The sequence below is a fragment of the uncultured Dokdonia sp. genome (assembly GCF_937910895.1).
GTDB lineage: Bacteria > Bacteroidota > Bacteroidia > Flavobacteriales > Flavobacteriaceae > Dokdonia.
In genome coordinates this window covers 1-21,418 of record NZ_CALEMI010000011.1, presented here as the reverse complement: position 1 = coordinate 21,418, position 21,418 = coordinate 1, and the positions used below count along the sequence as shown (strand labels likewise).

16 protein-coding genes and 1 pseudogene are annotated in these 21,418 nt (G+C 32.9%); 9 read left to right on the top strand and 8 right to left on the bottom strand.

Annotated features, from left to right (window positions below; translation table 11 throughout):
• Positions 1-822, top strand: an 822-nt coding sequence (locus Q0505_RS00790; RefSeq protein ID WP_299207709.1) for a hemolysin family protein, incomplete at its 5' end; no start/stop codon positions are given.
• A 77-nt stretch (positions 823-899) separates the two neighbouring features.
• Positions 900-3,020: a peptidylprolyl isomerase gene (locus Q0505_RS00785; protein ID WP_299207706.1), complete on the top strand. Its 2,121-nt coding sequence runs from the start codon at positions 900-902 to the stop codon at positions 3,018-3,020.
• A gap of 90 nt (positions 3,021-3,110) precedes the next feature.
• Here the strand turns inward: Q0505_RS00785 and Q0505_RS00780 are convergent, their stop codons facing one another.
• Together Q0505_RS00780 and Q0505_RS00775 are read right to left on the bottom strand one after the other, a co-directional pair.
• Positions 3,111-4,019 (bottom strand): GYDIA family GHMP kinase, encoded by a 909-nt coding sequence (locus Q0505_RS00780; RefSeq protein WP_299207703.1) that lies wholly within the window; start codon positions 4,017-4,019, stop codon positions 3,111-3,113.
• Positions 4,020-5,327, bottom strand: a complete 1,308-nt coding sequence (locus Q0505_RS00775) for a hydroxymethylglutaryl-CoA reductase, degradative (protein WP_299207700.1) — start codon at positions 5,325-5,327, stop codon at positions 4,020-4,022.
• 176 nt (positions 5,328-5,503) lie between these two features.
• On the opposite strand from Q0505_RS00775, the gene Q0505_RS00770 reads away from it, so the two are divergent.
• From Q0505_RS00770 to Q0505_RS00760, 3 genes are all read left to right on the top strand, one after another.
• Positions 5,504-7,699 carry a S9 family peptidase gene (locus tag Q0505_RS00770; RefSeq protein WP_299207697.1) on the top strand — a complete coding sequence of 732 codons (2,196 nt, stop codon included), beginning with the start codon at positions 5,504-5,506 and terminating at the stop codon, positions 7,697-7,699.
• A 41-nt stretch (positions 7,700-7,740) separates the two neighbouring features.
• Positions 7,741-9,330: a peptide MFS transporter gene (locus Q0505_RS00765; protein ID WP_299207694.1), complete on the top strand. Its 1,590-nt coding sequence runs from the start codon at positions 7,741-7,743 to the stop codon at positions 9,328-9,330.
• A 219-nt stretch (positions 9,331-9,549) separates the two neighbouring features.
• Positions 9,550-10,089 (top strand): thioredoxin fold domain-containing protein, encoded by a 540-nt coding sequence (locus tag Q0505_RS00760; protein WP_299207692.1) that lies wholly within the window; start codon positions 9,550-9,552, stop codon positions 10,087-10,089.
• A gap of 45 nt (positions 10,090-10,134) precedes the next feature.
• Here Q0505_RS00760 and Q0505_RS00755 read toward each other — a convergent pair whose 3' ends face one another.
• The 6 genes from Q0505_RS00755 to Q0505_RS00735 all read right to left on the bottom strand — a co-directional run bounded on the left by Q0505_RS00755 (position 10,135) and on the right by Q0505_RS00735 (position 15,667).
• Positions 10,135-12,159, bottom strand: a complete 2,025-nt coding sequence (locus Q0505_RS00755; protein ID WP_299207689.1) for a ComEC/Rec2 family competence protein — start codon at positions 12,157-12,159, stop codon at positions 10,135-10,137.
• 359 nt (positions 12,160-12,518) lie between these two features.
• A complete protein-coding gene (locus tag Q0505_RS00750; RefSeq protein ID WP_299207686.1) occupies positions 12,519-12,695 on the bottom strand; it encodes a hypothetical protein in 177 nt (58 codons plus the stop codon).
• 103 nt (positions 12,696-12,798) lie between these two features.
• Entirely contained in the window at positions 12,799-13,890 is a 1,092-nt protein-coding gene (locus Q0505_RS00745; RefSeq protein ID WP_299207683.1) for a hypothetical protein, read from the bottom strand.
• Between the two features lie 79 nt (positions 13,891-13,969).
• Positions 13,970-14,422, bottom strand: coding sequence for a hypothetical protein (locus Q0505_RS00740; protein WP_299207680.1), 453 nt, complete (start codon positions 14,420-14,422; stop codon positions 13,970-13,972).
• 478 nt (positions 14,423-14,900) lie between these two features.
• On the bottom strand, positions 14,901-15,038 hold the full coding sequence (locus Q0505_RS21385) for a PLDc N-terminal domain-containing protein (RefSeq protein WP_366519356.1): 138 nt from the start codon (positions 15,036-15,038) through the stop codon (positions 14,901-14,903).
• A gap of 173 nt (positions 15,039-15,211) precedes the next feature.
• Positions 15,212-15,667 carry a hypothetical protein gene (locus Q0505_RS00735; RefSeq protein ID WP_299207677.1) on the bottom strand — a complete coding sequence of 152 codons (456 nt, stop codon included), beginning with the start codon at positions 15,665-15,667 and terminating at the stop codon, positions 15,212-15,214.
• A 517-nt stretch (positions 15,668-16,184) separates the two neighbouring features.
• Here Q0505_RS00735 and Q0505_RS00730 point away from each other — a divergent pair.
• The 4 genes and pseudogenes from Q0505_RS00730 (at position 16,185) to Q0505_RS00715 (ending at position 21,301) form a co-directional block, all read left to right on the top strand.
• Positions 16,185-17,909: a helix-turn-helix domain-containing protein gene (locus Q0505_RS00730; RefSeq protein ID WP_299207674.1), complete on the top strand. Its 1,725-nt coding sequence runs from the start codon at positions 16,185-16,187 to the stop codon at positions 17,907-17,909.
• A gap of 138 nt (positions 17,910-18,047) precedes the next feature.
• On the top strand, positions 18,048-18,239 hold the full coding sequence (locus Q0505_RS00725) for a hypothetical protein (RefSeq protein WP_299207671.1): 192 nt from the start codon (positions 18,048-18,050) through the stop codon (positions 18,237-18,239).
• Between the two features lie 126 nt (positions 18,240-18,365).
• Positions 18,366-19,916 carry a S8 family serine peptidase gene (locus Q0505_RS00720; protein ID WP_299207668.1) on the top strand — a complete coding sequence of 517 codons (1,551 nt, stop codon included), beginning with the start codon at positions 18,366-18,368 and terminating at the stop codon, positions 19,914-19,916.
• Positions 19,917-20,171: 255 nt separating this feature from the next.
• A pseudogene (locus tag Q0505_RS00715) lies at positions 20,172-21,301 on the top strand (IS3 family transposase).
• Positions 21,302-21,418 lie beyond the last annotated feature (117 nt).

The window sequence follows — 21,418 nt, the reverse complement described above, 5'->3', positions numbered from 1 at the left end:
GCTGAGAAAGCTGTGGAGACTGTAGATGTTTCTGTAGCGAAAACTGATGGAGATGAGGTACAATTAGCTTTTTCTAAGGTAGAGCTAGGTAATTATATTTCAGAACAGATGGAATCCGTATCAGAGTACGAAGATATTGACACTGAAATTCAAATTTTTCAGAATGCTCTAGAATTTTCAGAAGTAAAGTCTCGTGAAGTTATGATTCCTCGTACAGAAATCATTGCTGTAGAAGAGAATACAACTCCAGAAAAACTCACCTCTATTTTTATAGAATCTGGACTTTCTAAAATACTGATTTATAAGGGAACCATAGATGATATAGTAGGATATTTACACTCTTTTGCATTGTTTAAAAGGCCTAAAACCATTAGTAGTGTTTTAATGCCCGTGATATATGTTCCAGAAACAATGCTCGCTAAAGATGTACTTAATGTACTCACAAAAAAAAGAAAAAGTATAGCCGTAGTGATAGATGAGTACGGAGGTACTAGCGGTATGATGACTGTAGAAGATATTATAGAAGAACTTTTTGGTGAAATTCAAGACGAGCATGACTCTATAGATTTAAAAGAAGAAATAACCAAAGAGGGATACTATCGATTATCGGCTCGTTTGGAAGTAGATTATTTAAATGAGATCTATAAATTGAATCTGCCTGAAAGTGAAAATTATGAGACTCTAGGCGGGCTAGTGGTGAATCATACAGAGGAGATTCCAGAAGTAGGAGAGACTATTATTATAGATAATTTACAAATCCATATACTAGAGACTTCCAATACAAAAATTGAGCTTATTGAGATACGACCCTTAGAAGGGTAAATCCTATCACTTTTTTATTTTTTCTTTTATAAGAAAATGGTATTTTCGCGCACTATTGTAGAATAAATCAATCACAGATGGCAATTTTAAATAAGATAAGACAACGATCACTATTTTTAATTCTAATTATTGCATTGGCACTTTTTTCTTTTGTCCTTGCAGATGTATTTAGAAATGGAGGTGCAGATTCTTCTAAGCAAAATCGTATTGCTACGATTAATGGTGAAGATTTAGATAAAAAAGAGTTTGATCGTAAAGTAGAACAACAATTACGTAATCTAGGCTCATCAGGAACAACAACAAGAGCGGTGAACGCCGTTTGGGATCAAGAAGTAAACCGTATGGTTTTGGAAGGTCAGTATGAAGAACTAGGAATTCGTATTGGAAAAGATCGTCTAGCAGATCTTCTTAAAGAAGCTTTGCAGAATGATGCTAGGTTTCAGGATGCAGATGGTTTTTACAGTGAAGCTAAAATGCAGGAGTTTATTGCTACGTTAAAAGATAGTAAAAACCCTAATGATTATCAAGGATGGGTTGTCTTTGAAGAGTCTCTTGCCGATACAGAAAAACAAAATATTTATTATAATCTAGTCAAAGCAGGTTTAGGCGCTACCCTTAAAGATGGAGAAGTTGCCTACAGACTTGATGGAAACTCTGTAGATATTCAATTTGTACAGGTTCCTTATGCAAGTATTCCAGATGAGGATATAGCAGTTTCTAAATCTGAAATAGAAAGTTACATTAATAGTCACAAAGAAGATTTTCAAACGGGAGCAACTCGTAATATTCGTTTTGTTAAGTTTGAGGAAAAAGCAACTCTTGAAGATGAGAATGCTCTTAAAGAATCTATGATGACTTATCTTAGTGATAATCTGGTATCTTATAATAGGTCTACACAGATTAATGATACACTCCCAGGATTTAAAGTAGCTACAGATTTAAAAGAATTTCTTTCTGAAAATTCTGATTTACCTTATACAGATCGTTTCGTATTTAAAAAAGATTTAGCTGGTATCGTAAGAGATACTATCTCTAAATTGGATGAAGGAGCTGTCTATGGACCTTACAAAGATGGTCGTTACATGAGACTAGATCGTATTGTAGAGACGCGTCAAATGCCAGACTCTGTGCAATCACGTCATATTTTACTTTCATACCAAGGGGCATTACGTTCTTCAGAAACTCGTACTGAGGATGAGGCAAAAAAACTTGCTGACAGTATATTAGGTGTCATTAAAAAAGATAAGAGTTCATTTGATAAATTAGCTGCTGAATTTTCATCAGATGCATCAAACAAAAATGAAGGTGGTGACTTAGGTTTCCAAAACCCAAACTTATTTGCTGCAGAATTTAGAGATTACATTGTAGATAACCCTAAAGGATCTATGGATGTGGTAAAAACAGATTTCGGTTATCACGTTATAGAAGTTACCGAGCAAAAGAATTTTCAAAAAGCATTTAAAATTGCTAGTATAGCAAAAGAGATTGTACCCTCAGACAAAACAATATCAGATATATACACGCAAACTCAAAAATTTGAAATAGCTGCTGGAAATGGAGATTTCGAAGCTGTCGCAATTGAAAGCGCATACAATGTTCGTCCTGTAAATAATATAGGAAGAATGGATGAGAATTTACCAGGAGAAGGCTCTCAACGTACTATTGTACAATGGGCTTTTGAGGAAGATGCAAAGGTTGGTGATATCAAACGCTTCCAAGTAAATAATGGTTATATAGTAGCGCAAATTACACGTAAAGTAGAAGAAGGATTACAACGAGCTGAAGATGCATCTGCAAGAGTACTTCCTATTATTCGCAAACAAAAGAAAGCGGCTCAGATTAAAGAAAAGATTACAGGTACAACCTTAGATGCTATTGCACAAAATCAAAATCAAACAGTAAAAACTTCAGGTGCACTTAATATGACAAGTCCTAATATTGCAGGAGCTGGAGATGAACCTAAAGTAGTAGGTGTTGCATTTGGTCTTAATGAAGGTGATATTTCAGATCCTATTGAAGGAGAAAGAGGTGTATATGTGATCAAAGTAACCAAAAAGACAGAAGCACCAGTATTAGAAAATTACGGTACGTATGCAGCGCAACAAGCTCAAAAAGCAAGAGCAGCAGTTACTACAAAGGTAATTGAGGCACTTAAAGCGGCAGCAGATATTGAAGACAATAGAGGAACATTCTATTAATTATAATATTGCTTAATCATAAAAAAAGGATCACAAACGTGATCCTTTTTTTATGAAATAGTTTTAAATTTTAAAAGAAGGTAAACTACATTAAAGCACCATTTCGGAATACGGGATCATCGTATGATATCCTTTTTCTACAAAATACTTCATTTCTTCGCGACTGCCTATGGCAAGTACAAAATCACCACCCCATCCTCCTAAGCTTTTTATGGCATTTGGATAGTTTGGAAATAGTTGTTTTTTGATTGTAGGTGTTTGAATAATTTTTGATAATAAGGACTCATGCTGTAGTATCAAATCTTCAAATATACTAAGCGAGTTTTGTGATGCAATAATTTCTTTAGTAAGTATTGTGAATGCCTTGATATGTGTTTCTCTTTCTGAGGTGTCCAGGTTTCTATAATGAGAAATACTCTCTCTACTATTCTGCTTTCTGTTTAGATGTATAAAGAATAGGTGCTCTTTAAAAGTGGGGTTAAATACAATGGGGTTGACTATGGGTACTGTTGTTTGTCGTATATACGTAAGTGGAGTGTTTGCTGTTGCACACGCAATATCATAGCCGCTACCACCAAATGTTTTTTCTAGCAATTCATAAGGATTAATCATAGCCCATTGCGCAATATTTGCAATCAGGGTAGAAGAGGAGCCTAGCCCCCAATCTCTAGGAAACTCTAAAGTACTTACAGCTTTATATCCTTGTGTCGCTTGTAGGAAGTCTGGGTTTAATGATTGTGCTGCAATAAGTATCTCATATAGCTTTTTAATAACAGGATCTTTAGATTTTAAGGAGTGTTTTAGAGGTAGACTTATTTCTGTATCAAACCAAAGCGAGCCATCATGTAATACACTTATCCATATTAGCTTTGGATGATTGATTGGAGCAATCGTCAAAGATTGTCCAAGTTTTGTGGGCACTGCAAGAGCGAGAGCACTATCAAGTACAAGGTACTCTGCGGTAATAAGTAATTTTCCGTGGCTATAAAAAGAAAGCATTTAGGATCTTATTTTTTCTATAAAATTTACAACAGCACTATGCGTAACAGGGTGGGTTTTGAAATGAGTAATCGCTTGGCTTTTTTCAGTTTTAGTAGCTTCAAATTGATTTAAAATATTCATTAGGTGCATTTTCATATGTCCTTGTTGTATCCCTGTAGTTGTGAGTGATTTTACAGCAGCAAAATTTTGAGCTAGCCCTGCGACAGCAATGATTTGCATCAACTCTTTTGCATTGGGATGTTGTAGTAATTCAAAACACCACTTGACAAGAGGGTGTAATTTTGTAAGACCTCCTACAGTTCCGACGGCAAGTGGAATATCTATCCAAAATCTAAAGATGCCTTTTTCTACGCTAACATGAGTAAGACTTTTATACAATCCATCTTTAGAAGCATACGCATGTATACCCGCTTCAATAGCTCTAAAATCATTTCCAGTGGCTAGTACTACGGCATCTATACCGTTCATAATTCCTTTATTATGCGTGACGGCACGATAAGGTTCTACTTCAGCAATAGCGATGGCTTGCGCAAATTTTGCAGCAAATTCTTTCCCTTCAATTCCTTTTTCGGTAAGTTCATCTACGGGACAACTTACTTCGGCTCTAACAAGACAATTGGGAACGTAGTTTGATAAAATACTCATAATGATACTGAGTTCGCTTTCGCGAAAGCGAACATCTGCATCAAACCGCTCTTTAAAACTCTGTGCAAGCTGTTCTAAGCAACTATTTATAAAATTGGCACCCATCGCATCTAACGTTTCAAACGTACCGTGTAATTGATAATAGTTAGCTAAAGCATCCGTTTTGTCTACGAGTTCAATATCTAGAATACCGCCCCCTCTTTTCTCCATATTTGCAGTGATAGGCTTGCAGTCTTCTATGAGAGTAGGTTTTATGTCAATAAAAAATGAGTTTAAATGATCTAGATCACCGTGATACATAAAATGTACCTGACCAATTTTAGTGGTGCCAAGAACGGTAGTTTTAAAACCGCCACGCTCTTCCCAGAATTTTGCAGCCTTACTCGCAGCAGCGACTACAGAGCTTTCTTCTATAGCCATAGGTATGGTATAATATGTACCGTTAATTAAAAAATTTGGCGCAACTCCTAGCGGTAAATAGTAATTGGTCACCGTATTCTCTATAAATTCATCATGCAGTTGTTGCAGTTTTTTGTCTGAATTCCAGTAGGTTTTGAGTAATTGGGTTGCTTCTTCTTTTCCAGAAAAATAGGTTTGTGTGAGCCAGTTAATTTTTTCTAGTTTAGATAGTCTTGAAAAACCTGATATTTTTTGGGTCATTCTAATGGGTTTGTAGTCCTTGCAAAGATAGGTAGAAAGTTGATAAAGGAGTTTTACGTATTATTTTTGACGATTACATTTTCTTAACAATTTGATAGTATTTAACACCAAATAGCGTGTTTTCTGGTCTTTTTTTAGTAAAATTGAAGAACCTTTACTAAAATCGTACGATTTTTATGAGAATCTATACTTTTATGATTGCCTTATTTCTTCTGGCAACCCCCATTATTACTGCACAAAATCAATCTATCACCATAGCCGATATATGGAAAAATAGCACCTTTAGGACAGAGCGCTTACAGGCCCTGCATTCCATGGCTAATGGAAAAGAATATGCCGTACAGAACTTTGATACCGCTAGCCGTGTAGGCTCAGTAGATATTTATGATTACGAGAGTGGTCAGAAAGTCCGTACAGCTGTAAGTACAGCTGAGATTGAAGGATTGGATTATTTTATAGGATATGAGTTTAGTCCAGATGAACAAAAGGTGTTGCTCTCTACACAACTGAAATCTATTTTTAGACGATCTACCCTTGGGGAGTATTATGTCTATGATTTGCTTTCGCGAAAGCTTACCAAAGTATCTGATGATCTTATTCAAGAGCCTACGTTTTCTCCAGATGGAACAAAAATAGCCTACGGGAAAAATAATAACCTATACGTTTTTGATATTGGTAGAAACGAAACCAATCAATTTACGTTTGACGGTAAGAAAAATAGCATTATAAACGGAATTACCGATTGGGTATATGAAGAAGAGTTCGCATTTGTTCGTGCTTTTGATTGGAGTGCAGACGGAGAGCGTATTGCCTATATCCGTTTTGATGAGACCAACGTGCCAGAATTTTCTATGGATATGTATGGGGATAAGCTATATCAAACACAAACCGTATTTAAGTATCCTAAAGCGGGTGAGGAAAATGCAAAAGTAAAATTGTATATCTACAGCTTAGGAGAAGCACTTACAGGAACAAATGTGGTGCAAACTAAAGAAATAAGTTTTGGTAACATAGACGCGTACTACATACCAAGAATACAATGGTCTAAAGATCCTAACGTATTATCAATACAAACACTGAATAGAAATCAAAACGATTTGACCCTTGTGTTTTATAATGCAAGCACAAATAAAGTGTCACAACCTTTAAGAGATAGAGATCCTGCGTATGTAGATGTGACAGATAATTTAACATTCTTAGAAGATAATAGCTTTCTCTGGACAAGTGAAAAAGATGGTTGGAATCATATCTATCATTATAACGTAGATGGTTCTCTTAAAAACCAAATCACTTCTGGCCGTTGGGAAGTTACAGACTATTATGGATATGATCCCGTATCAAAACGTATTTTTTATCAAAGTACAGAAAACGGCTCTATCAATAGAGGAATTTATGCGATTGGTATAAAAGGAAAAAACAAAACACCATTAGCTGTAGAAGCGGGTTCAAATAACGCAGACTTTAGTGCAGACTTCTCCTATTTTATAAATTCTTTTAGTGATGCATCAACGCCTTGGCGTTATACATTGCACGATGCAAAAGACGGTAGGTTAATTAAAAGTTTAAAAGATAATGAAGCGGTAAAAACCCTATATAATAGTTACAAGGTGTCTCCAAAAGAGTTTTTTACAATGTCTGTTAATGGTGAAGATTTAAACGGGTATATGATCAAACCTGTAGATTTTGATCCTACTAAGAAGTATCCTCTTTTTATGTATCAATATTCAGGACCGGGATCTCAATCGGTTAAAAACTCATGGAATAGTTCCAATGATATGTGGTTTCAAATGCTAGCGCAAGAAGGCTATATTATTGCCTGTATAGATCCAAGAGGGACGGGACTCAAAGGGCGTGATTTTAAAAAAGTAACTCAAAAAGAGTTAGGAAAATATGAAGTAATCGATCAGATTGCTGCAGCAGAAAAACTAGGAAAAAGAGATTATATAGATGCAGACAGAATCGGAATCTGGGGATGGAGTTACGGAGGATTTATGGCATCCAACTGTCTTTTTCAAGGGGCAGACACATTTAAAATGGCTATTGCTGTTGCTCCAGTAACCTCTTGGCGTTTTTATGATACAGTCTATACAGAACGATATATGCAAACACCTCAGGTAAATCCTGAAGGCTATGATCGTAATTCCCCAATAAGCCATGTACAAAAACTCAAAGGAGATTTACTACTCGTACATGGTAGTGCAGATGATAATGTACACGTGCAAAACTCTACGCGTCTTGTAGAGGCACTTGTCCAAGCCAATAAGCAGTTTAGATACTTTAATTATCCTGATAAAAACCACGGGATTTATGGAGGGAATACACGTTATCATCTATACACGATGATGACAAATTTCATCAAAGAGAAATTATAAGCAACTATTATACAACCTAATTATTAATTAATATTTATACTATGGAATTTAAATTTGGAGGTTCTGAAACCAATCAAAAGACAGTCTTAGGACATCCTTCCGGATTGTTTGTACTGTTTTTTACTGAAATGTGGGAGCGATTCTCATATTATGGAATGCGTGCATTATTAGTTCTTTTCTTAGTAGCCTCCATACTAGACGAGGGCTGGGGATGGGAACGATCAGAAGCTCTATTATTATATGGATGGTATACAGGATTGGTTTATATAACTCCAATTTTTGGAGGACTTATTGCCGACAAAATTATGGGGTATCGAAAAGCTGTTATTTTAGGAGCTTTATTAATGACCTTAGGTCATGCCTCTATGGCTTTGGAGGTAACTGCAGATCCTTTTTTCTTTGTAGGTTTAGGATTACTTATTATTGGGAATGGTTTATTTAAGCCAAATATCTCGTCTATGGTAGGTCAGCTATATAAAACACAAGGAAAAGAAAAGGATGCCGGATATACGATTTTCTATATGGGGATTAACGCAGGTGCTTTCTTAGGAATTTTACTATGTGGATACATAGGAGAAAAAGTAGGTTGGCATTACGGATTTGGACTTGCTGGAATCTTTATGTTTATTGGAATGTTACAATTTTATTTTGCACAAGAAATCTTTGGTAGAATTGGATTGTCTCCAAAGAATGCAGAAGATTTTGACGATGCTCTAGAAGACTCTATTGAAGATACACAGGAAGTAATAGAAGAGGTAATAGATGACGCTAAGAAATCTAAAGTAACTAGTGATCGACTTAAAGTGATAGGTGTTTTAGCCTTCTTCACCATATTTTTCTGGTGGGCTTTTGAGCAAGCAGGTGGATCTATGACGGTATTTGCCGCAGATTATACAGATAGAGTTCTTACTGGAAGTGGAGCTTCAACGTTTAAAATATTCAATACATTATTAACGGTAGTGCCATTAGCAATTATTACTTGGGTATTACTCTTACTTTTTAAGCAAACCTTTTCCAAATTTTCATTATCAAACCTATTGCTAGGATCTGGTTTTGCCATTATATGGGGGATCGTAATATGGATGCTAGTAAGAGAATTTTCATCAGAAGAAGCAGAAGTTCCCGCTTCTTGGTTTGGAATTTTAAACTCTTTCTTTATTATTGCTTTTGCTCCTTTATTTTCTAAAATATGGCAAAGTAAATACAATCCTACAGGACCAGTAAAATTTGCTATAGGATTAATTTTATTAGGGCTAGGATTTGGTATTCTTGCTTTTGGTTCTATGGGAATCCCATTAGGTGCAAAAACGGCATCAGTGAGTATGATATTCTTAATACTAGCATATTATTTCCACACTATGGGAGAACTATGTGTCTCTCCAGTAGGGTTATCTTATGTAAGTAAACTAGCACCAGTAAAACTAGTAGGGTTGATGTTTGGTGTATGGTTTGTTGCTAATTTTATTGCAAATACATTAGCTGGTGTGACAGGTAGTTATATAGATCCTATTGTAGAGGAATATGGAATGAGTACTTTCTTTATGATCTTTACATTAGTTCCATTAGCAGCAGGTATTATCATGTTGATCCTTAATAAAACATTGTTACGAATGATGCACGGTATCCGTTAATTTTTATCGCAATATTTATATTCAAAAAACGTTCCTTATTTTGGAACGTTTTTTGTTTGTAAGCGATTGGCAAGCAAGTAGACATAGAAAAAATGAAAACGATATCTAGTGAAGGATATCTTATATTTTTTATAAATAGTATGCTTTCGCGAAAGCGTATACCTGAACCTTACTAGCTTTAATAAAATGAATTATCGTAAGATCTAAACATTTAAATCAATGAAAAAACTACTTTATATATGTGCACTTATTTTTGTGAGTTCACTATCAGCACAACAAATTAATTGGATGACGTTTGATGATGCGCTGGCAGCACAAGAAAAGAATCCTAAAAAAATTATTGTTGATGCATACACCACTTGGTGTGGCCCTTGTAAATTATTAGATAAAAATACATTTGGCAATAAAAAAGTAGCTGATTTCATTAATGAACATTACTATGCGGTTAAATTTAATGCAGAAGGCACCGAAGAGGTAAATTACCTTGAGAATGTATATACCAACCCTAGACATGATCCTAACCGAAGAGGGCGTAATAGTCAGCATGAGTTTGCACAAGCGATGCGATTAAGAGCCTACCCTAGTATTGTGTTTTTTGATGAAAAAGGAAATTACATCCAGCCAGTCGTAGGGTATAAAACACCTCGCCAGCTAGAGATTTATCTTAAGATGATTGCCAATGATGATTATAAAGACCTGACCACACAAGAAAAATGGGAAGCCTATCAAAACACATTTGAATACACATTTGGAAAATAACCCTCACCTTAATCCTCTCCCAGAGGGAGAAGAATTATAAAGAATTCATTTAATTATAAAGAATCCCTTTTCATACGTGCTATGAAAAGGGATTTTTAATTCTAAGCACGTCGCTTTCCAACGTGTGATGTCACTTTTGTAATTAGATCCATCAGCGATAATGGTTGCATTTGGGTATAGCGTAATAAGGCGTTCTAAGTGAATGTCTGGTGATTGACGAAGTAAAATATAATTGGGCTTTATTCCTTGGATTTTATATATGTCAAGACTATCGATAATGAGTATTTTTTTATGTTGGAGGCTAACATAATTTTGCATCCTACGTTGATAGATAGTGTCTAAGTTAAACCTGTTTTGATAGGCTTCTACACGACTTTCTTTTTTGTAGTCATCAATTATAAGATCTGTATAAAGCACCAAAGTATCTGAGGTATATATCCCGATGAGTGTTTCTTTATTTTTATGAAATACCGTCAGGTGTGGAGCTTCTCTATTTATTTTTTGATAGATCTGTATGCTGAGAATCAGTGTCAAAGTGACTAAGAAAAATAATAGTCTCTTAAATTGATACTTTTTAAGTATGTAAAAGAAAGATATGAGTACCAAGTACCACACGAGCATATTTACAAGTGATAACGAAATGTGATCGATAACAAATGCTTCTTTGGAGGCAACCCAAGCAATAAAGTTATTGAGCGCATCTATGATGTTGCCATATATCAAGGCTAGATAATTAGGGAGTATAGAGAAGTAACTAAGACCTATGACAAGGATCCCTATGGAGAGTATGATTCCTAAAAAAGGAAGTACTACAATATTTGATAGTAAAAACAATCCTGGGAACTGATGAAAATAAAATAAACTCAACGGTAATACTCCAACTTGTGCTGCTATAGATACGGTAATAATTCCCCATAGTTTATCAATTACATAGTATTTGGGTCTATAAAAATGATACAGCCATGGTTGCAACCATAGGATAGCAATAACAGCTAGATAACTTAATTGAAAACCTACCTGATAGATGAGCGAGGGGTCTATGACAAGTAGGATAAATGCAGAAAATAGTAAAGCATCATGCGTCGTTCGTTTGCCTCCCAAACAACTTCCTAGTTCTAAAAAACTAAACATTGTAACAGCTCTCAAAACTGACGGAGATAACCCAGTAATAAAAGCAAAACACCATAGTAAACCTATAATCATTCCTGATCGTATCCACCTTAGTTTTCTATTTGAAATAGGATGTGTTATCAATCTGAGCAATATTAATAGAATCCCTACGTGAAGACCAGAAACTGCTAATATGTGCATCATTCCAGCGCTTGCATATTGATTGCTCATGGTCGTATCAATTTCCTGTCGCTGCCCTAAGAGTAACGCTTGGATAATGGCTAGTTGTTTGTTTGAAAAAGGCTGTTTTTTAAGTTTTCTAATAACGCTTTCGCGAAAGCGTAACGCACCTACACGAATGTTTTCTGTTGTTTGATCTCCTTTTAAGAGTTCGTTACCTTTTACAAAAAACTGACCATAGATCTGCTTTTTTTTTAAATAAGCCCCATAGTCAAATTGATATGGATTTTTTGCGATAGGAAGGTCTTTAATCGATGTTCGGGTATAGTACCAATGACCCATTTTTGGAATTGTGTGAGCGCTATCTTTTTCAACAGATATGAGTACGTCGCCTGTAATGGGTGTGCTATCTTTTTTATGAAGTTGTGCTATGAATTTATGGTGGTATGCACTGGGTTTTAGCTTTTTTTGAATAGAAAATAGGTAGGTATGTGTGTCTTTATCCTGAAAACAGGTATAGTGATGTGTTGACCTTAATGGGTTTTTGAGTGTTTTGTTTGCTATTCCTAGGATTGTAAATAAAAAAATCAATACTATTCCAAAAGGGATAGACCATTGTATATTTTTATAAGCAAGGCGATGACAGATACACACAATACCATAAGTAATGATCATAAGTATGATACACCAAAATAAAGAGATGTCCATATAGGGTTGTAGTAAAATACCAGCTATAAAGGAGAGTATCGTTTTTGCTAAGAGTATGTTATACGTTTTCAACGTCTAGCTGTTCTTTGTATGAAAAGGAGATAAGTATGGAATGACATTTCACTCTTCAGAAACATGAATAATAGCTGTTCTTCTATCTACTATTGATGTTACATTTTTATTGGGAAAATGCTGCTTTTAAAACGATAACCTAAGACATAGGTATGCTAATGCATTGGGAAACCAGATGCCTTAGTGCGCATGTTATCGTTTATATAAAGCAGCCCCCTAATTAACACATAAGGGAGAAGAGAATGCCTAGTTCTAGGTGTATGCGCACTTTAGGAATAGGCGGTAATGTCCCTTCTCCTTTGTTGTAAAGAAGTTTGATATGCTTAAAAAATGAAATGAAACGTTGTGTCTTTATACTTTTATAATTCTTGCCTTTGAGATTTCAAGTATGCTGTTTTTAAATCAATATAATGTGATACTTTTTTTATGAACAGCATTAATTTTACAATAACAAATACAACAAGAATGAAGAGTGCTATTAAAAATAATTGCCATAATAAAAGATTTGGATCTGTTTCAATGATGGTCGTTTCCATAGTTTTTAGTGTTTCTTAATTATTAATCGTACTCATTTAATCCATATAGGACTTCTTTCATTTTGCTCCCGTTAATTTCAACAGGTTTATACGCTGTATTAAACTACTTGTCAATAGCCACAACAATACTTTCCTTAAGTTTTTTATACTCTATGGGAATCTTGCTGGCACATTGCTTTTCGTTTTCATAGCTATCCAACATAATCCCGAATTTCTCATAAAACTTAGCTCCTTGATCTATAAAAGCATTGTATTGAGTTATAAATTGTAATAGTCTGTCTATTGGAAACTCTAAATTAATTTGCATTTTATGAGCCTTATAGCGTTTGCTGTCGTCTGCAAGTGCTACATTAAGTGCTGTTAGATAGGTGTCTAAATGTTCTCGTACACTATCCCAATCATCATTGTTACGGCATTGTTCTAAGGGAGTTTTGTATTTGATGGGTTTTGTAAAGTCAACAAAAAGCTGTTGTAGCTCAGTCATGATGCTTTCATTACTTTTTTGTAGAAAAACCGTTTCAAAATAGATGGTATTTAAGTCATTGTGCATGCGAAGTGTAAAATCTAGAATACACTCTACATCTTCAAGGCTCTCTTCCTTTTCTAGTTTAGAAGTACTATCACTATTAAATAAAGATATAAATGAATGTGCTACTGAGGCATAGATGTTATTCCCTAATATATTAGTTAAATCAAACCCTTTTTTCTTATCTGCTTTTGTGCCTATGACTTCTTTGATATTTTTAAACTCTGGATAATTATTAGGATTGGCAATTTTATTAATTTCACGAAAAGTACTTACAGAAGCAAAGTGGTGATCTAGAGCTAGTGTTTTTTCATAGAGTATTTTGATAATTTGTAAGCCTTTTATGTATCTTATTTTGCTGATGTCCGAGAGTTCATTCAACGCAAGAAGTTCTCTTTCTTCTTTAAGTCTGTCTTTTTCTAATAACCAGTATAGTTTTTGATCAATGATAGTGCTTTCTTTAATGCTTTTATTGGCTTTAGATAACTCAATAGCGATGCTAGTGTGTATTTTTTGGTAATGTAATCTTGTGTTTTCTATTTCTATATCTAATTGTTCTAAATGTTCTTCTATAGAGAGCTCTTTGATTATGACAGTATTTGTCAGGCTATAGCTCTTACGGATATTACATAAAGAAAGAATAATGGTGATGTATATGATAAGTTTCATGTCTTCAATTTTTAAATCCAAATTCCAGTTTCCCACGAAGGGAGAAATGATACGAGGAATCTGACGTTAATCTCTATTCTTACTTGTGTATAGGCGCTATGATGGTAATATTGATATATGCGTCTGTAATCACAGTAGGATATGTTTTTGCTTCTAATACATTAATTTGTCTAGATCTCGTTACTGCTGTCTGTGTCGAAATTTCTTCAGGTAGGACTAACGCTTCTTCCATAGTAAATTCTAATGTTTCCTTACTTTTTGATATAATAGGTGCTCCTAGTATACGATCTGACTCTTCCTTTGTCAGTTTTTCTCTATATACTTTTAAAATAGCACTCCCATTTACAGCCTTAATAATAGAAGCATTGTTAGTGCTTTCTGCTGTTTTATTTGTTGGGTCGGTAGGACTTGTGATGGTACAGATTCCTCTTCCAGTACATCCTGTCCTGCTCCCTATTTCAAGTCGGTATTCTTGCGAAAACACACTAGTTGATAGGCACACTAGGAATAGTGTGGTAAGTGTTTGTTTCATTTGTAAATAATTTTTTAGAATATATACTCTTCAGGAACGATTAATTCTTAAAGAGTATATTCATTTTTAATTATTTAAGTTCAGAAATAGTGGTAATTACACAACTATCTTCACTTAAACATTGAGGAGATGAAACTCCTATCCTTACTTCTTCACTAACAAGAACATTAGAATCAATAGGTTTTGGAGCAGTGATTGTTACAATTTCACTTTTTGTATCCAAAAATATTGTGATGTACCATTTATTTTTTGCTATATTCAGTATATATTGAGAAAGAGGATTTGTTATTTTTAGTTATTATTTGATCAGATTTTAACTGTTCAGGAATTTTTACAGGTGTGATAGTTGTTTACTGATCTGTTGGATCGATACATTGAGCATTAATTTTTTTGCATTAAAAAAAGATTTATCGATGTTATGATTATTATTCTATAGTTCATTCGGATATATATTGTGTCAAAATGAATATATCAGAAATCAGTCTTTGTTTCTATTCATAATCAAAAAAAGAATTGCTCCAATTAGAGGCATTAGTATAATGATAGCTATCCAAATGATCTTATTATTTTGATTTATTCTAGAATTTTTGAATAATGTGTATACTGCATATATCATAAAAGATAGCACTGCTAACAAAAGTATACTTGAGATGAAATTTGACATATTTTTGACTTTAGATTAATTTTTTAAATATGAAAGTGATTTAAACTTATTATGCTGAAAATATTCCTTTTATTTAATCAAATTATATTCATTAACTAAAAAAGTTTAAATCACTTTGCATTCTCTTAAAAGAATAAACTCACTAATGAACATAAAGGAGAATATACTACACATAAAACAGTAGCTGTTTCTGTTTGAGTTTCAAACAAGCATTCTCTTGGTGTTGGACAGTTTCCTATGTCTCTTGTATTAGAAATAGGATCGCCAGTTAATAAATCTTTAGGGTATTTTTTATTTTTGGGTACTAGTATTTGTTTGACTCCATTTTGATCAAAGCTAATACTAACTAATCCGCCAAATTCTCCAATGAACTTTGTAACAGTTTTAGTGCCTCCAGAATTAATCTTTTTTGTACTTCTTTTATTCTTCCATACTTCAGGAACCTCTAAAATAGTTGAATTGTCGGTAATTGTTGGCGTTATTATTATTGGACCTTCTGTAATTGTATAATTTTCTTGAGCACTCATATTCCCTGAAATTGCTACTATTACGAGCGCAATGCATATTTTAATGGTTTTCATATTACTAAAATTTTAATCATTTTTTATGATACCTACTCATTCGCTTTTCGGTGGTCGCGGCTTGGTTTTATATGAGAGCGTCCCATATTTGATAAATAATGTCCTGTTTATTAAAACTTTAGTATATTTGTTTTATAAAACAGGCATTCGCTTGTTTTTCTGACAAATGACGAGAGCTTCTACCTAGTAGGAGCTTTCTCTACTTTAAGTGTGTTAGTGTACTATCATAATAAATGGTTGTTGCTTTTTAATTACGTTAGTTTAAACCCAATGTGATTGATTACGTACTACACGAAACTTTCTACGATCACACATTGGGTTTGTTCTTTTTAACAGTTCAAAAGTGCATTGTTTTTGAGAGGGGTGCAAGTGGTGTAGGTCGGTTTTTATAAAAATAGAGTCGGTTTTTATAAAAAAACAGATAAAGATGTTGATTGTAAAAGCTGAGTAATGGTATTTTGAAATATTGTTTTAGATACAAATACGAAAGATATCCTCAAAACTAAAATTATTCAATGTGAAAAATTCATCAAATTTTATTTTATTATTATTATTTATTCATACTATTTCAATTAGTCAGAATGATATAAAAAATGATTCTTTATTAGATTACAGTTATCAAAAGTTGAGAAATGAGTACATAAAGAATTATTCAGATTCATTACTTTCTGCGAAATATGCAAATGCATTTTTTTCAAAAGCTTTAATAGAAAAAGATACAGCAAAAATTATAAGTGGATATTATCAAAGGATAGCTATAGAAAATAATATTTTTACTCGATTTAATTTGTATGATTCTTTAATTGATATAGCTAAAAAAGCTAATAACTATTATTATTTAACTATCTCATATTATGATAAAGGAGCTTTATATCAAAAAAAATATAAATATTCTAGCGCCCTAACAAATTACATAGAGGCTTCTAAATACAATAAATACAATAAAAATAAATCTAGAAAAGAGACATCATTTCTTATTGATTACAGTATTGGGTTATTAAAATTGCGAATTGAAGAGAATAATGAGGCATTAGAGATTTTTAAAAAGTTGTGGCAGGAAGCGATAGAAAATGATTTTATAAATAGACGTCAAGGTTTATATTTTAACATCTTATTTTATTTAGGTGATGCTCATAGAAAGGTGCATAATATTGATTCGGCAAGGACATATACCCGATTAGGATTATTAGATGCAAAAAATAATAATTCAGATAATGATTATAATCTTTTTCTATTACTTGAAGGTATTCTTGATTTAGAAAATAATATAGATCAAGGTATTTCTAAATTAAGCTCATCATTAGATTATTTAAAAACACAGAATAATGGTATAAACACTTCTTTTGGATACCAGTACTTGGGGAAAGGGTATTCAATGAAAGGGGAGTTTAAAAAAGCCGTAGAAAATTATCTAAAAGTTGATTCAATAATAGGAGATAATAAATCTGTTTTTCCTGAGTTATTATACACTTATTATCAACTAAGAGATCATTATAAAAGTAAAGGCGATCAAAACCGCGAATTGTATTTCATAAATAAAATTTTGAAATTTGATAGCTTAAATAATAAGAACTACAGATATCTAACTAATAAAATCAATAACGATTATAAAATTCCATTATTGGTAGATGATAAGGATTTGGTTATTAATGTATTGAAATTTGAAAATAATTTAAAAAAATATGCAGCATATTCATTGTTATTATTGATTGCGATAATAACTTTTGTTCTCTTCAATCAATTTAGATTAAAAAGAAAATATGAAAAAAAATTTAAAATTCTTTTAGAAGATTCTTCTACTTTAAGAAATAATCAAAGAATAACTAATGATGTTCAAATAAAAGAAATTAGTAAAATAGATGTTCCTATAGATTTAGTTGAAAAAATAATTAAAGAAATAAGTTCTTTTGAAGAAAGGTGTGGCTATTTAGATAGAAATATCAATTCTATAGAATTTGCCAAATCGATAGGAACCAATAATACATATTTTACAAAAGTATTTAAACAAGTAAAAGGGAAGTTTTTTTCAGAATATTTAAGAGAGTTAAGATTAAAATATGCATTAGAAAAACTTAAAAAGGATCCTAAATTTAGAAAGTATACAGTTAAAGCTATTGCAATGGAATGTGGTTTTAACAATTCAGAATCATTCTCTAAAAATTTTCATAAAGAGTATGGGATTTATCCATCATTTTTTATAAAAAAATTAAATAATTCTAAAGAAGAATATTTAAAATTTTAAAAGAATTGTTTGTCTTTGATAATCAGAGTTTTGAATAGGGTTTTTTATAAAAAACGACTAGTAAATCTAAATTATTTTTTTTCAAGAGAGAAAGATGTTTCACCTTTGGACTTTAATAATTTAAATCATAATACGATAATGAAAACAAAAAAAATTAATTTTGAAAAGTTTTTGATTGCTAGATTAGACAACCAATCAAAAGTAATTGGAGGTAGTGATACTGATCCTTCAACAAAAGGTGGAGGACAATCAGATACAAAGGTTATTTTGAGTACTATACCTTGCATATTAGCAGGAACTAACAACCCTACAACTAATGGTGATGGGTAATTCATTATAATTTATTAATCTATGGTTTACTAAAATTAAATAAAAGGGATTTTCAAAATCACTACTGAAAATCCTTTTTTGAATTAAATGCTTATGTTAAAAAACAATATTATTATTATCGTTTTATTGTGCAGTATTATTAATTATTCTTGTGGAAGTAAGATTATAGAAGATTCTATTCCTTGGTACTATGATGGAAATAATGAAGACTCTACTTTAGGAGTAAATCTAAAGAAGGCTAAGTTTGAATTACTTGATAGAAAAAATGGAGTAGATGTAATTATAGCAATGTTGGATACTGAAGTAGACATTAATCATTTAGAACTTGCTAAAGCTATTTGGAATAATCCAAACGAAAAAGAAAATGGTAAAGATGATGATGGTAATGGGTATATTGATGATATTAATGGGTGGAATTTTTTAGGAAATAATAATGGAGAAAATGTTTTGTACCAAAGCAATGAGACTTCCAGAATTATTAAGTGGAATAATAAAAACTTTGTACTTTCTAATAATGATACTATAAGAGAAAATTATGCTCAATATTCTAAAGCTAAGAATTACTTTAATCAAAAAAGAAATTATGCCAGTGTAATTTTAGAGCAAACACCAATCCTGCTAAATACATATAGGAAGGAGCTTAAAAATCCTAATTTACCTAAAGAAGAGTTTATTACATTAGAACTATTAGATAGTCTTGTGGAAATAGGAAGAATCAAAAAAGAAGAACTTTTAATGATATATAATGTAAAAAGGAATAAATTATCATTAAAACTCATATTAGAAGATTCTATTAAATATGTTCGACAACTCAATAAATATTATAACTTAAATTATGAAGATAGAAGTATTATAGGTGATGAAGAATATAATCTTGACGATAGTATTTATGGAAATAATTCAGTTAATAATAATGTAAAAAAATTATGGCATGGAACTCAAACTGCTGGTGTTTTGAAGGGATTGGGTAATGAAAACATAAAACTAATGCCTTTATGTATATCGTCAAACGGAGATGAACATGATAAGGATATATTCATGGCTATTAGGTATGCAGTTAATCAAGGTGCTAAAATTATTAACATAAGTCTAGGTAAAGAATTTTCACTAAATGAAGATTGGCTAGATAAAGCACTTCTATATGCTTCTGAAAATGATGTTCTTATTATAAGTAGTGCTGGTAATGATAATTGGAATCTTGATCTTGAAAATTATAAACATTATCCCGATGATAATAAAAATGATTATGAATTTGTTGATAATTTTATAAGGGTCGGTGCTTCGGGTCAATATTTAGATAACAATTTGAAGACTTCTTTTAGTAACTACGGAAAGAAAGAAGTAGATATATTTGCGCCAGGAGAGAATATATATACTACTTCGTCTATAAATAAAAACGGTAATGTATTTTCACAAGGCACTTCGTTATCAACTCCTATTGTGTCAAGAATTGCCGCCCTCATACGATCCTATTATCCTTCCCTCACAGCATTCGAAGTAAAACAAATCCTTATGGATTCATCTGTGAAATATGATATTTTAGTAGATGTACCAACAAAAGAAAATCCAGATCAACAATTACCTTTCAATGAACTCTCAAAATCTGGAGGTATTGTAAATGCCTACAATGCCATGCTGATGGCAGAAGAGTATGTGAAATCAAAGAAGAAAAAATAAGTTGGAGTTTCTATCAGTTAGTAGATCAGAATCTCAATGATATGGTGGGCATTAAACAGATCATATCGTGCGCTTTCTTCCAATAGCTAGGATATAAGGTTTCTATTTATCCCTTAGAAAATGATACTAACTTAAAATGTACTCAATCCGTTTTACAAGGTAGGAGCTTCAAAACAATAGCGTTTTAGACTGTAAGCTTCCCTTAAAACCGAACTGTTTAAAAGTAGAATAATTATCTTAATTTTAAACAGTATTATGAGAAAGAGTAAATTTTCACCACAGCAGATTGCAAAGATTTAAAAGAGTTCGATAACGGAAAGAGCGTTGACCAAATTAGTCGTGAACACGGTGTTAGTTCAGCTGCTTTTTACAAGTGGCGTTCTAAGTACGCAGGGATGGATTCAAAAGAGTTAAAAAGGCTCAAAGAGCTTGAAGAAGAGAACCGTAAGCTCAAGCAGATGTACGCTACTCTTGCGCTAGATCACCAGATGGCTAAAGAGATCATTGAAAAAAAGCTATAAAGCCCTCCCGTAAGCGAAGTATTGCTAAAGACCTTATTCATTATGGCATCAACAGGGCGTGCCGTGTCCTCAATATGAGTAAGAGTGTTTATTATTATAAGCCTTTACTAAAAGATGATACAGAGATTGAGAAAGCATTACGACTAAAGGCAGAAGCACACTCTGAGGAAGGTTTTTGGAAAGCTTATGACCGTTTGCGCAATGAAGGCAAGCTTTGGAATCATAAGCGTGTATACAGGATTTATGTAGCCTTAGGCCTTCCCTTAAGGAGAAAGGTAAGGAAACGTTTGCCTGCAAGGATAAAAGAGCCTTTGGAGGTTCCAAATGAGCTTAATCATACGTGGAGTATGGATTTTGTAACAGACGGTCTTGGAGAACAAGAGACGCTTTAGAGCATTTAATGTTATTGATGATTTTAACAGAGAGGCACTCTTTATAGAGATAGACTTTTCCCTGACTAGCAATCGGATCGTCTGGGTGTTGAATCACCTGGTCAATAAAAAAGGGAAACCAAAAAAGATACGTATGGATAACGGTCCTGAGTTCATAGCGAATATTACTAACGAATGGAGTCAAATGTACGAAATAGAGTTCAAATATATTCAACCTGGAAAACCAACCCAGAATGCATTTGTAGAGCGTTTCAATGGAACTTACAGAAGAGGCGTGTTAGATAAATACATCTTTGAGGATATACACCAAGTGAGAGAACAAACCCAAATATGGATGGAGGATTATAACAATCATAGACCACACGATGGGTTAGGAAAAATATCGCCAGTAAAATATGCAAAACTTAATTCTTCTGGGGCTATCCCCAGAAGAATTAAAAACAATAACTTTATAGAAGTTTTAGAAAACTAAACAGTTCTAATTGGGGGAAGCCTACAGGGGGAAGCCTACATTTTCAATAACATTCTTAAGCATTGGAGCGAATGCACCTTCTTTGCCGAAAAGGTTCTTGCCTGACATGAATTGATC